The sequence below is a fragment of the Vibrio sp. 2134-1 genome, from assembly GCF_033339495.1.
This window is the reverse complement of the sequence record NZ_JAWOUS010000018.1, coordinates 18012-31651: the sequence shown is the minus strand read 5'-3', so window position 1 is coordinate 31651 and position 13640 is coordinate 18012. Positions and strand designations below refer to the sequence as shown.

Genomic DNA, 13640 nt, shown 5'->3' with positions numbered 1-13640 from the left:
CGCAGAGTTTATCGCTCCAAACCCTTCGATAGTCCGGAGCGAAGTGATAACAAAGAGAATGTTATGTTGATTGATTCTCCGGTAGATCCTGTTGGCGTAACTTTTCGTTTTTGATTGTGCGATGCAGCAGCTGGCTGTAAATAGGTTGTCCACCCAACAATTGAGCAATAATCACAGCGCCCAAACAAGTAATGATCAATGGCAGGATTAAGTAGTAGTTATTCGTCATTTCAATCACTAACAAAATACCAGTAATCGGTGCACGTACCGTTGCAGCAAACAGGGCACCCATGCCCGCAATCGCAAATACACCAGGCTCGATATCAAGCGCAGGGAGCAAGACATCAGCACTTGCTCCGAACGCATAGCCAAATAAGGTTCCCAGAGCAAGCATAGGTGCAAAGATGCCTCCCGGCGCACCAGAACCAAAACAGAGCAGGGTTGTGATTACACGACCAAAGAAAAGCAAAACTAAAATGGATACCGAGTAGTTACCGTTAGTAATGTCAGGAATAAGGCCGATACCACCACCAGTTAGTTGGGGTACGTACAAAAGAAGCAAGCCAAACACGCCTCCCAGTAACGAACCTACAATCAAGTAGCGCTTACGATCGTTTTTGTGAATTGCGACAAAACTGTCTTGTGCCACGGTAATCAGTTTATTGAAGATCACGCCAAACACGCCAAACAATGCGCCAAGCAATAAAAACAGCCATAGGGTTTGAAGCTCTGGCGACTGGTATTGCGGCATAGTGATAACGGCGTCTTGCCCGTTAATGGCGCGAAACACTATGTTCGCCATAATGGCAGAAATGATCACTGCGCGAATTGAGATCAAAGAGTAGCGAAACTGAGGTCGCATTTCCTCCACAACAAACATAATGCCTGCGAGTGGGGCATTAAAAGCCGCAGCCAAACCGCCAGCAGCACCAGAAGCGAGCAGGGAGTGGCGGGTATCGTCATCCTTTACGCGGAATATATCGGTCACCATTCGACCAACAGCGCCCCCCATTTGAACGGTTGGGCCTTCACGACCCAGCACCATACCTGAGCCAAGTGCGCCCATGCCGCCGAAGAATTTTACTGGTAGAACTCGCCACCAGCGCACTGGACGAATATTATCCATTGCCCCTTCGATTTCAGGAATACCAGAGCCTGCCGCTTCTGGCGCAAAGCGGTGCACAAGAAAATAGCCAATAAAAGCTAAAAGTGCGCTAATGAGAACCGCTGCCAGCCACAATGGTAGAACATTACCAATTTCGCTTCTTAACCATTCTGTTCGTGTTTCAGAAACGAAATGAACGGCAAGCTCGAAATACGTACCGACAAAACCAGCCAACGTACCCACAATGGCGGCCATAATGAGAACAGAAAATGGTGTTGACCCTCGAGAGACAAACTGGTTAATCGCATCTTTCGGTACGTGCGCTAACACAGATTTCACAATTCTCTCGCGTTTGGTCATTAACAAGCTCTCCTGTTGCTGGGGGAAGGTACGAAAGAAAGTATACGCTTCGCAGAGTCTAGACCTAATCAATAAAGATGCAATTTAGCTTTTCACTATTGAGTGTTCGAAGTGTCACGATATTATTCATTCACTCAGATTGTGCTATTGCTCTCATAATTTAGGATAAAAAACTTGTTTTTTGAAAAAAATGAACCATGCTTTAAATGTAAAGCAACATGACTGCTTCAGAAGGAGGGATGTGAGGTTTTACACACAATTTGGATGGATTCAAACCCTACGGTAAGTCCTCGTTTTATGTTCGGGATGCATCAATAGACATCGCCGATTCGCACACTCACGATTGAGTAACGAGGTAGAGGCGCACGCACATGTGCGCCTTCTTAATTTCTGCGTTATAACTTTCATCACCACCTGCCACTATTTTTCTCTTGAACATTTTCTTGCAGTTAGTAATGTCTTGGTTCGATGTCAACCAACTAGAGCAGTGCATGCGCTTTTATCTTCGACTCTTACTTTCTTTATGTTGTTGTTCGGTAACGTTTCCGGCACTTTCAACGCCGAGCTGGTGGCAAGACACGTTGTCAGCAATGCCATATTCCAATTTAAAAGAACGTATAGAAAAAAGTGGAAGCTGGTATGGTTGCGAAGTGCAGTTGCGAGACAACTCAACGTTTATCAGCGCATTTTGTTTGGATGATTTTTCGTACTACCAGCAGCACTTGTATGGTGAAGTGGTTTTGAGAAGAGAAAGTGCTCAGTTCTCGTTTCTCACTGAATACGAGTGGCAGCGTCTGAATGACTTACTTCTCAACTTAAGAAAGGATGGGTTAGTTTTACGCAGAGTTACTATCGGACAAGAACACTATGATGTCGTTGAAGCTCTGGAAAAGAAATCTTCCGAACTTGTCGATAAAGAAGTTGTTTTGTTGATGAACCGCTATCCACAAGAAACGATTCGAAGTTTGCTTTGGGTAAAACCGGACGAGTTTCTGACGCCATCACCGTCCTTAAATGTGCAATTGCGCAGTGATGGCGAAATTATCGAGGTCAAAGTGACTCGTTTTTAGATTCTTTATGGAGAGATAGGAAGGTCGCCATTGCAGACTCATCCAAAAAACCATCCGATTTTTTGTGAGCGCGCAGGTATTGATAGCCTGCGATTAGCTTGCGGTGTATCTCTTCTGCATCGTCTGACAACGGCTGATTCATAACGTGTTGAAAGGCAAGTTTGTACGCATCCATATCCACGACTTCAGCACGGCGATATAAATAACCACATCCCGTTGCTAACCATTCAAGAGAGCAATTGGCGCGCATTGCAATTTGATTTGCTTTAGTTAGGCTAGGTTCACTGCCTTTAAGGTATTTGCGTATTAAAGCTTCAGACACATCGACGCGTCGAGCGAACCCGCTGATGCTTTCTTCTCCGATCAGGGTGGCTAGGCGTTGGGCAAAAGACATATTTCGTACTCCAGTTCGAATTGCGAAAGTTTACCCGTTGAGCCGGTACGAAAACAAGACTACGATGAATGCAGATCAATTGAAGGAGAAAACCCATGGTTGCAAAAGTAGTAACTGCACCAAAAGGCCCAGAGTTCTCAGAGCTGGTTCAAGGATATTGGCGTGCAGTTGAGTGGGGAATGACGGCTCAAGAGCGTTTGTCATTTCTTAAGCAACACATTGAGTTAGGCATTACGACAGTCGATCACGCCGACATCTACGGTAATTACGAGTGTGAGGCGTTGTTTGGTGAAGCGTTAGCTTTAGACAAGAGTGTTCGTGAGCAAATTCAGATCGTGACGAAATGCGACATCAATTTGTGTGGCGATAAAACGCCAGAGCGTAAGATCAATCACTACGACACGAGCTCAGCACATATCTACCAATCGGTGAATAACTCGCTAGAACGTTTGAATGTGGATGAAATCGACGTACTTTTAATTCATCGTCCTGACGTGTTAATGGATGCAGACGAGGTTGCAGAAGCATTTTCTGAGCTTCACAAAGTCGGCAAAGTGAAGCACTTTGGCGTGTCTAACTTCACCCCACGCCAGTTTGAACTGCTGCAATCTCGCTTAGGTAAGCCGTTGGTTACTAACCAAGTGGAAATCAACCCACTTAACTTTGAGGTTGCACACGATGGAACGCTTGATCAAATGCAAATGTTGCGCACGCGACCAATGGCTTGGTCTTGCCTCGGTGGTGGTTCAATTTTTAGTGGTGACAGTGAGCAAGCTGTTCGTGTCCGTAACGAATTAGAAGCAATTCGTGAAGAAGTGGGCGCAGCGAGTATTGACCAAGTAATTTATGCCTGGGTACGTCGTTTGCCATCTAACCCTATTCCAATCATTGGCTCTGGTAAAATCGAGCGTGTGCAAACTGCAGTTAATGCATTGAACATCGAACTTACTCGAGAGCAATGGTATCGCGTATGGGTGGCTTCTAAAGGTCATGGTGTGCCATAGAATTGATATCTTATCGATGAAATTATTATTAAAGGCATCCTCTAGCAGGGTGCCTTTTTAGTTTTAGCGCGTTACTGTTTACCCATTATGGAAATAGAAAGAATGAAATTCGAGCAAAAATGGGCTTTGGATGTTAGCTGCAACTTTTTGCTTACTTTGGGTGGAGGAGTTTTACCCATGTTTGTTTTATGTCACTAAACAGCGAATGTGATGCTTGCTTTTTAGTCATTTTGTTCACTCATTCATTCATATTGCGTATGCTTATTGAATAATAAAGAAATAAAAAACTCGTCAGTTTTCTCGTATTACATGCTGTAACAATCTGTTAGACTCCGGCGCAGATTGTGGAATATAAAAAGGTGATTGAATGTCTTTTCCCGTACTCATCTGTGATGATTCAGCGTTAGCACGCAAACAGATGGCGAGATCACTACCAGCCACATTGAATGCCGATATTACGTTTGCTATCCACGGAAAAAACGCGCTAGAAGAACTCGAAAAAAACGAGTTTAAATTGATGTTTCTTGATTTGACCATGCCAGAAATGGATGGCTTTGAAACACTAGAGCACATGCAACGGTTGGGGGATAAAACTCCGGTGGTTGTGGTGTCGGGGGATATCCAACCTAAAGCGAAAGAGCGCGTGTTCGCACTGGGTGCAAAAGCGTTTATTCAAAAACCAATCGCCAAAGATGAACTCAAGAAGGCGCTTAAAGAGTTGGTCGAGCCAGAACCTCGTCCTCAAATTATCACGCCTGTCTCTATTGAGTTACCGATTTTACGTCGTCGCGATATTTACATGGAAGTGGCTAACGTTTCAATTGGTCGAGCAGCCGATGCGTTGGCGCGTCACTTTGATGTGTTTGTGCAACTACCTCTGCCGAACGTCAATATCTTTGAAGTGAGCGAACTTCACATGGCCCTACGCGACTTGGCGTCGCATGACAACGTATCGGGTGTTTGTCAGGGATTTTGTGGCGAAGGTATTGCTGGCGAAGCGCTAGTGATCTTGAGTGATTCAAGCGTATCTGATCTCAAAAAGTTGATGAAAGTACCAGCAGACAGCGAAGAGCTAGAAGAGCTTGAGCTGCTAATGGATATTTCTAATATTTTGGTGGGGTCGTTCTTAAATGGTTTAGGCGAGCAGTCTGAAGTCCGATTCTTCCAAAGTCCACCAGTACTCCTTGGTCAGCATATCTCAATTGACTCGATCATTGAATCTACAACTGGAGCATTCAGCCGCACGATGACATTCGAAGTGAGCTACAACATTGAAGGAACGTCGATTCGTTGTGACTTGTTGTTTATGTTTGTGGATGAATCCTTGCCGCTGCTTGATAACAAACTGTCTTATCTAATGGAGGAGTTCTAATGTTGAATATGCCAGCAGAGTTTGAACAATTCCATTGGATGGTGGATATGGTACAAAACGTCGACATGGGCTTAGTGGTCATTGATCGAGATTACAATGTACAGGTCTGGAATGGGTTTATGACTCATCACAGTGGTTTGCAGTCTCATGATGCGATAGGTCGTTCTATATTTGATATCTTCCCTGAAATCCCACAGGAGTGGTTTAAATTAAAAACAAAACCAGTGTATGACCTAGGCTGTCGCAGCTTCATCACATGGCGACAACGACCTTACTTATTCTGCTGTCGCAATGTTCGACCAGTTACGCAGCAAGCGGAGTTTATGTACCAGAATGTTACGTTGAACCCAATGCGCACACCGACTGGAAAAATCAACTCGTTGTTTTTGTCTATACAAGACGCGACGGCTGAAGCTCTGATGTCTCAGAATCAATAGCGATAAAAAACTTTCTCAAAAGCCAAGGTCCGCCTTGGCTTTTTTGTATACTTATAATTGTGTTTCCCAATGCGTAGAACGTGAACATGGACTTTAATCTCGCCCTAAAACTCTACACCGCAGAGCAAGTAAAAAACGGTGAAACGCTGGCTGCGCAAATGGCTGGTGTTTCTATGTATAGCTTAATGGAACGCGCTGGTATGGCCGTGTATGAGCGCTTTTTACATCTGTATCCTAAATCAAAAAATATCTTAGTGATTTGCGGTAAAGGGAATAACGGTGGCGATGGTTACGTATTTGCATCTCTTGCGAAACAAGCTCAACTCAATGTACATGTTTTCCAAATTGGTGATGTATCTGCGCTAAAAGGTGATGCTTTGCGCGCATACCAAGATTGGCAGTCAATCGACGGTGTTAACAATGATTGGGATGAATGGAATACCGCATTGTTAGAGGCAGATGTGATCATTGATGCCATGTTAGGTACTGGTTTAAGCGGTGAGGTTCGTTCGGAGTATCGTCGCTATATTGACCAAATTAATCAAATTCATACCCCTGTGATTGCAGTCGACGTTCCTTCTGGTCTGTGTGCTAATACAGGTGCAGTTTTAGGTGATGCTATTCGTGCCGAGCATACAGTAACCTTCATTGGGGTTAAGCAAGGCTTATGCACTGGACAAGCGAGAGATCGCGTTGGCGAGCTCTACTTTTGTGGTTTAGGCGTCAATACTAAGTTTGATACTATCGAAGTAGAAAGTGCATTAGGTATTGATCATCAGGTTGTTTCAAGATTAATGCCCAAGCCAAATCCAACGGTCCATAAAGGTGACAACGGGAAGTTGCTTTGTGTTGGTGGCAACCAAGGGATGTCTGGGGCGATTCGTTTATGTTCCTCCGCAGCGATTAGAACCGGAGCGGGTTTAACTGCCGCAATTACTCACACGAGTAGCCTTATTCCACTGCAGGTTGGTTGCCCAGAAGTAATGAGCCAGAGCATCACCACTGACTTGCTCAGGGATACTGAGAACGACTTAACTAAACGCATACGCTGGGCTGACGTATTAGTGTTTGGTCCTGGCTTTGGAGATGATGAGTGGGCTTATCAAGCCTATCAATATCTGGCTCAAGAGCAGAAACCTAAAGTTGTTGATGCTGATGGCCTCAATATTCTAGCGATGCTGAGCCAGCGATGCGATGGCACTCTAGTGTGCGACAACCATCGAGTGATCACGCCGCATCCTGGAGAGGCAGCTCGACTACTAAATGTAACCATTCAACAAATAGAAAGTGACCGATACTCTGCTGCAAGACAACTGCAAGAGCGTTATGGCGGTGTAGTGGTTTTAAAAGGCGCGGGGACGCTTATTTACGATGGAACGAGAATGTACGTCTGTCTAGCGGGTAACGCCGGAATGGCGACGGGGGGAATGGGAGATGTGTTATCTGGAGTCATTGGTGCATTACTAGCCAAAGGTTTACCAATTTCTGTTGCCGCACGTTTAGGTGTGGTACTTCACAGTCATGCTGCTGATATAAACGTGAGTCAGAATGGTCAAATTGGTCTTTTGGCAAGTGATGTCGTTAGCACTCTTCGTACCGCTATCACCCAAGAGCTCTATCGAAATTAATTAGATTTCATGCATTGCTGAGAAAATTGGTCGATTTTTTTGAGTACTTTTTTACGAATTAGCAGGGCATCTTAGTATTAGGTGATTGAGTTTTAGGCAGATTTGAGAGGTGATGCGTTTTAATTTTTAAGATATGACGCAAAGGTTTGCGCAATGGGTTAACTTAAGTGCTTTCTCAAGTTGTTGATAGTTATAAATAATAAGAGGTTTTGGTGACTTGGGGAGCGTTTTTGATATGCGATTTTCAAGATGGTATCACAAAAAAAATTCAAATATCAGACTTGTAGGAAATAAATCACAGCCTATAATGCTGAAAACCGGAGCGTCTGCCAACGCTCCGGTTTTTTTGTGTCCGAAGAACAGTGAACTCGTCTGCCAACGAAATCACTACGCACTCTGAAATGACACATATACATATGAATCAAGGAATTACACAATGCGTATCGAACAAGAACTTAAGTTAGGTTTTAAAGATGTACTGTTTCGCCCGAAACGTTCTACCCTTAAGAGCCGTTCTCAAGTAAATTTAACCCGCGATTTTACATTCAAGCATAGTGGTCGTCAATGGTCTGGTGTGCCAGTAATCGCAGCAAACATGGATTCGGTTGGTAGCTTTGCAATGGCTAAAGCTCTAGCTGAGCATGGTGTAATGACCGCTGTTCACAAACATTACACGGTAGAAGATTGGGCTGAGTTTGCTAAATCAGCAGATAAAGTAACCATGAATAACGTTATGGTGTCTACTGGGACATCTGACGCAGACTTCCAAAAAACCAAAGACATCATGGCACTTTCAGATGAATTTATTTTCATTTGTATCGACATTGCAAATGGTTACTCAGAGCATTTGGTCGAGTATGTTGAACGCGTGCGAGCAGAGTTCCCAGACAAGGTCATTTCTGCAGGCAACGTGGTTACTGGTGATATGTGTGAAGAGCTAATCCTAGCTGGTGCAGACATCGTTAAAGTGGGTATCGGCCCAGGCTCTGTATGTACAACTCGTGTAAAAACGGGGGTTGGTTACCCGCAGCTTTCTGCAATCATCGAGTGTGGTGATGCAGCGCACGGCCTTGGTGGCATGATCGTCGGTGACGGTGGCTGTTCTTGCGCGGGTGACGTAGCGAAAGCATTCGGTGGTGGCGCGGATTTCGTAATGCTAGGTGGGATGCTAGCGGGTCACGAAGAGTCAGGCGGCGAAGTGATCGAGAAAGACGGCGAGAAGTTCATGAAATTCTATGGCATGTCGTCGAAGAGCGCGATGGACAAGCACTCAGGTGGTGTCGCTGGCTACCGTGCGGCCGAAGGTAAAACCGTATTATTGCCATACCGTGGTAGCGTTCACGGCACTATTCAAGACATCCTTGGCGGCGTTCGCTCAACATGTACATACGTGGGTGCAGCAAAGCTTAAAGAGCTAACCAAGCGTACTACATTCATCCGCGTTCAAGAACAAGAGAACAACGTGTTCGGTAAAGAGTAAATCGACTGAATGTAACAAGTGTAAAAGCAACCATACGTTATATCTATAGCAGATAAAACTATACTATATGCAGCTATGAGCCAGAGTGAGATTGATTTCTTACTCTGGCTTTTTGCTTCTCATTTGTTTGCGCTTCAAAATTAACTCTAAGCGATTTTAATAGTTGGTCGAGATTCGACTTGTTCAAACGATAATGATGTTGTAACTGGCATGAGCTGTAAAACGCTTGAAATCTGACAGTCTCTATTTAACCCAATATAGTCTTTGACATTAGCGACTCGCCAAGTCATGTCTCCGTAAGTACGCAGATAGAACGCGGGTGATTGATGACTGTTATGTCTAATAACGCTCCATTGGGTAATATCACTAAAAAAGACTTCAGGGTTATCGGATGTCTCAAACTCATTCGCCATGATGCCCAAAGGTATATCAACGCGATTAAGTAGCTTTTGTCCGAGTGAGAAGGCTTCGTCGAAGTTAGTTGGTTGTTCGCTTAACTGCTTAATTGCATAGGTTTGTACAAATCGAGACGGCGGTGTTGGGTCGGCGGGTAGACCCATCAAGCCAGCGCCATTGATTGATTGAAGTGGGCCAGGCACTTGGATATGACGTTGCATGGTTGCTTCATTGTTCGGTTCTGGGTTGTAGTTGCGCAAATTAGAAAAATAAGAGAGGTGATTGACATGCCAATGGTAATTTGGGCAGTTAGTCATTACTCCAACGTAGGAGTGGTCCACAACCACTTTATAATCATCAAAGTCGTATTCGGTACATTGATAGCGTGCTTGCTGATTTTCCTCTTTGCTGAACATATCGCTTTCTTTGAATGCTCGATAGATATGCATATTACCGTTAAGAAACTCAATGACGGCACTGTCATTATTTGCATCGTGAATCACGAAATGCTGGTCCAAAGCCATGTTGTCACTCTCTGTTTCACCAGTTGAAATAGTCGAGTTAAACACGTAAACGGGGTGGGTGGTGAAGTAGGTCACCATCTCGTCCACAGTATTAAACGTAGACAAGATAAAAGTACCAAACAGGCCGCTGCCTAATGCAAAGGCATCATCAGGGATGTGAGAGGTCGATACATTTTGATTGAGAATGGGCAAGTACAGTGACCCAACAGAAAGGCCAGATTCATTAATGCCATCAGCTGTTAAAAGAGGGTTATTATACCGGGTAATGGCATTGCAGTGTATGAAGCTCAACTCTCCCTGCCAATTTGCTCGAAACTCACATTCTTTACTGTGACGTTTTGGCGGCTGACCATTGAAAACACGGTCGGCTTTTCCGTCGGAAGTAAAGGTCGTAATTTGGTAAGTTTGTTGGGCTCTAAACCAAATCTCGGTCTGAAGGTTAACTGCAAACTCCATGGTTCTAGCGGATAAGGTTTGGTTGTTGCAACCATAATTGATATTAACATCTGTACACATAGCCATGCTTTCCGTTGTTTATCTTGAATGATGAATATCCAAGAAACCCTCTGAATCAAATGCTTAGAGATTACGTGGATATAGATGAATTGCGCTTTAGTAATGGTTTTAGCCATTGAGATAAGCGCATGCTATTAAGTTAAGCATTCAATCAAAAAACGTCAGTAGCAGTTTAGTATCAGTTGATAGAGTTAAAATAAAAAGTGATGTATTAAGTAAAACTCTTTGATCTTAGAAATTAATAATATATTTATTTTTTCAATCTTGGTTACTCTAGATTTAAAGTTTATTTTAAAAGTGATTTGTATTTATTCGATTATCTTGCAGTGGTGATATAAAGTGAGAACATAAAGTTAACAATTTCAGATTGTGATTGAAAATGGGGAGAGTCTTCAATCCAAATACCGAGAAATGAAACTGCCCGAGAAGTTGTGCAACTGTCTCGGGCGAAGTGATGAATCAGGTGAGCAGCTATAAAGTTTTCTCACAAGAACCGCTAAGTGGTGGAGATATTTTTAAATTATCATTAAAGATTTCTACAACGACGGGGCCTTTATTTTCATCTTTTGCATAGTATGCACAGGACTTGTCCCCAGTATAGGTTTTACCTGCCTTTTTGAAACTGTAATACCAGGAGTCATGGGTAGCGGCACCGGATTCAAAACTAGCAGATTCAGATTGTTCGCCAATATTCAAGTCGAAATGAACCTCCATTTCCGGAGAGTCTTTAAATCTCACATATCCGGTGATTTTATCGTTGGAGTTATTTTTAACGTAAAATGAACCCTTAGTTGTCATAATTTTTCCTCTTTTTTAATTTCTATACGTGATAGAACGGCCAAATGACGTTCTGTTAATATATGCTTTTTAAGATGCATATTGATGTTAAATGATGGTCTTATTAGTTCTAAGGTGATTAAACTTATCCTTAGCGTATTTTTCTTTTATACCGATTAAGTCGCGGTAGCTTCGATCAAAATAAACGCTTGTCGGAATTGCCGGATCTTTAAAGCTGATGAAGGCACCATAGGTTCCCGGTATATCAGCTTCTCTGGCTTTATCAATCCAGTCCATGGCTCTGTTTACATCAACAAGTACTGGGTTATTTTGTAGTTCTAGTTTTTGCTTTATCTCTTCATTCCACCAGGTTTGGTATTGGACTGTATATTGACACTGGCGGTAGGGGAAAGATATGTCTTCAAGGTCGTCTGAGTGATGATAAAAACCGCCAGTGATCGCCCCTAAGGTTACGTAACTAAATAGCCCTTGATCGCGGTTTTCTGGCTTTATCAAAGGTGAAGTTAAGCTTTGCAAAAGTGCAGTATAGCCTTCTGGTTTAAGACCTCGCTCTGACACCAATCGCGAAGTGATTTTGTGAGGTGCTGGGGCGTCATAATCGGGAGGGAAAGGAGAACCGTTTTGACACAAAGAATCGCGCCCCCATGTGCTCATCAGGGAGTGATCGTATTTCTTCCCGTCAAAGTCAGTGCCATGTGCTTCATAGACTTGAACTAAATCAGGGAAGCAAGCGCCAAATTGAACGGCTATAAATTGGTGAAGATCTTGTTCTGTTCCTTCCCAGTAGCCATACATGGTGCAGTGATGGCTGATGGTTTCAATATCACAGTGGTTAGATGATTCAGGCAGAGCATCAATTTGCAAGTTGGTGCCAAGAAGTTTAGGCGTATCGAGGCTTTTTATAGCCTGCTCCCAATTTTTTAGCACATCTATGGTAGGGTGCGTTGGTATTGGCTGAAGCATACCGTTGATTTTTGGATAGAGGTTCCACTGAAGCTCGAAGCGGTGGATCTCTTTGGGTAAAGGGAATGTTTTTACGCGTAGCTCGGTAACAATGCCATAGCTCATGCCTCCGCCGCCTCTTAGTGCCCAAAATAGGTGAGGGTTGGACTCTGCTGAGACTTCTGTGATCGTACCATCACCCAATACCACGGTTGCACTCACTAGGTGCTCACAACACATGCCGTATTTTCGCGTCCAAGGGCCCCATCCTCCGCCTTGAATATAGCCAGTCAACCCAACTGTGGCACAGGTTCCATGTGCAATCATTCGATCATGCTCTGCAAGTTTTGGTGTCAGTTGATAGAAGCGATAGCCAGCACCAATGGTGGCAATATTGTCACACAATTGGAAGGTCTTAATTCTGCTCACGTCAATCAAAATGACGTTGTCACCACTGCATTCACCTGCGTGATCATGCCCTCCTGAGCGAACACGAATCGGGAGATTGAATTGAGTTGCTGTTAGATAGGCTTGCTGAACTTCTTGCGTACTTTTGCACATGACAATGACAAAGGGTTGGTGTTGATAGCGAGTATTGAAGATGAGTGACTCGACTTGATATTGGTTCAAACCGGGAACCGGTGAAACCGTGTTTTCAAGAGGTGTCAGTAATCGTTCTTTAGGAAAACCGCACTTATCCATTTTCTGAATAAACAGTTTGGCATTATTGACTGAGATTGAGTACGCGCTAAGTACAGCGAGGCGTTGTATTTGAGGGTTAGGGTGCTGTTCTACCACTTGGTTTTCTTTAGTTCCCTGCATCCATTCATGTTCCATTATTTTTTCCATTTGGCTTATGTATTGAATAGTTGTTCAAATATTAAACCAAATGCATACATTCACCATATCAGTTTGGTATCAGTTGTTCTGTACAAATCGCCAAAAGCATCAGCGAGAGAGCAACAATATCTGGTTGATGAAAAGAACGATCGGCATCTGCGTGACCGTGGATAATTTATGTAGTCAAGTAGATCTGAGCCTAAATTGATACTGAACCAGAATGACGTGTTATCTACATTGAATGGGTCACTAACGACAATAAATTCAGTTGGAGAACACAATGAAAATGGACTCAAAAGAATCACAAGCAATTTTTACTGCTCATTATCAAATTGGTAACGGCTTACCTGGAGGAGTGAGCTTCGATGTTAATCTACTCGTGGCCAGTGAAGACAAATCAATAGTGGGTAAAGGACATATCTTTCAGGCCGTTAACCCACCGTTAAATGTGGTGTCTGATCTCAATGGTAGTTTCAACTATCAATGCACGATGCGTGATTGTCATATCATGGTGACGTTGCAGGGCTACCAGCCTTATCTAGGCATTGCTCCTTTAGGAGCTGATCTTCATAACGTAACGCTCAACCTCCTACTTAATGATGATTGGAAGTCAGGCGTGGCATTCTATCGATATAAAAATAGTTCAGGTAAATGGATTGAAGCAGCAAATCAACGCGTTACTCTACTTTTGCCTGAGCATGTTCCTAGCATCGAGAACTTTAAGGTGGAGCAAAATGATCTTGCGCCAGCATAAATCTCATCAGCGATGACACT

The 13640-nt window shown here is 43.6% G+C and carries 12 protein-coding genes; 7 read left to right on the top strand and 5 right to left on the bottom strand.

What is annotated here, in order from left to right:
- Positions 1-61: 61 nt before the first annotated feature.
- Entirely contained in the window at positions 62-1465 is a 1404-nt protein-coding gene (clcA, locus tag R7R78_RS18280) for a H(+)/Cl(-) exchange transporter ClcA (RefSeq protein ID WP_005373473.1), read from the bottom strand.
- A 455-nt stretch (positions 1466-1920) separates the two neighbouring features.
- On the opposite strand from clcA, the gene R7R78_RS18275 reads away from it, so the two are divergent.
- The gene (locus R7R78_RS18275) at positions 1921-2535 is read left to right on the top strand and encodes a hypothetical protein (protein ID WP_225474089.1); all 615 of its coding nucleotides are present in this window, start codon (positions 1921-1923) and stop codon (positions 2533-2535) included.
- Here R7R78_RS18275 and R7R78_RS18270 read toward each other — a convergent pair.
- Complete coding sequence (locus R7R78_RS18270) at positions 2516-2929, bottom strand: helix-turn-helix domain-containing protein (RefSeq protein ID WP_005373470.1); 414 nt, start codon at positions 2927-2929, stop codon at positions 2516-2518. The two genes, R7R78_RS18275 and R7R78_RS18270, sit on opposite strands and share 20 nt — an antisense overlap.
- 95 nt (positions 2930-3024) lie before the next feature.
- On the opposite strand from R7R78_RS18270, the gene R7R78_RS18265 reads away from it, so the two are divergent.
- The 5 genes from R7R78_RS18265 to R7R78_RS18245 all read left to right on the top strand — a co-directional run bounded on the left by R7R78_RS18265 (position 3025) and on the right by R7R78_RS18245 (position 8850).
- Positions 3025-3933 (top strand): aldo/keto reductase, encoded by a 909-nt coding sequence (locus R7R78_RS18265; RefSeq protein WP_005387688.1) that lies wholly within the window; start codon positions 3025-3027, stop codon positions 3931-3933.
- Positions 3934-4300: 367 nt separating this feature from the next.
- Positions 4301-5305, top strand: a complete 1005-nt coding sequence (locus R7R78_RS18260; protein ID WP_005373466.1) for a response regulator — start codon at positions 4301-4303, stop codon at positions 5303-5305.
- A complete protein-coding gene (locus R7R78_RS18255) occupies positions 5305-5742 on the top strand; it encodes a PAS domain-containing protein (RefSeq protein WP_005373463.1) in 438 nt (145 codons plus the stop codon). The genes R7R78_RS18260 and R7R78_RS18255 overlap by 1 nt, the downstream gene beginning before the upstream one ends.
- An 86-nt stretch (positions 5743-5828) precedes the next feature.
- On the top strand, positions 5829-7370 hold the full coding sequence (locus tag R7R78_RS18250; protein WP_225474088.1) for an NAD(P)H-hydrate dehydratase: 1542 nt from the start codon (positions 5829-5831) through the stop codon (positions 7368-7370).
- Between the two features lie 436 nt (positions 7371-7806).
- The gene (locus tag R7R78_RS18245) at positions 7807-8850 is read left to right on the top strand and encodes a GMP reductase (RefSeq protein WP_005373458.1); all 1044 of its coding nucleotides are present in this window, start codon (positions 7807-7809) and stop codon (positions 8848-8850) included.
- A gap of 146 nt (positions 8851-8996) precedes the next feature.
- On the opposite strand, the gene R7R78_RS18240 is transcribed toward R7R78_RS18245, so the two are convergent.
- The 3 genes from R7R78_RS18240 to R7R78_RS18230 all read right to left on the bottom strand — a co-directional run bounded on the left by R7R78_RS18240 (position 8997) and on the right by R7R78_RS18230 (position 12863).
- Complete coding sequence (locus tag R7R78_RS18240) at positions 8997-10286, bottom strand: linear amide C-N hydrolase (RefSeq protein WP_213906153.1); 1290 nt, start codon at positions 10284-10286, stop codon at positions 8997-8999.
- A 471-nt stretch (positions 10287-10757) separates the two neighbouring features.
- Complete coding sequence (locus R7R78_RS18235; RefSeq protein ID WP_005373454.1) at positions 10758-11084, bottom strand: hypothetical protein; 327 nt, start codon at positions 11082-11084, stop codon at positions 10758-10760.
- 87 nt (positions 11085-11171) lie between these two features.
- Entirely contained in the window at positions 11172-12863 is a 1692-nt protein-coding gene (locus R7R78_RS18230; protein WP_225474087.1) for an FAD-binding oxidoreductase, read from the bottom strand.
- A 283-nt stretch (positions 12864-13146) separates the two neighbouring features.
- Here R7R78_RS18230 and R7R78_RS18225 point away from each other — a divergent pair, with 283 nt between their 5' ends.
- Entirely contained in the window at positions 13147-13620 is a 474-nt protein-coding gene (locus tag R7R78_RS18225; protein ID WP_005373450.1) for a DUF1842 domain-containing protein, read from the top strand.
- Positions 13621-13640: the final 20 nt, after the last annotated feature.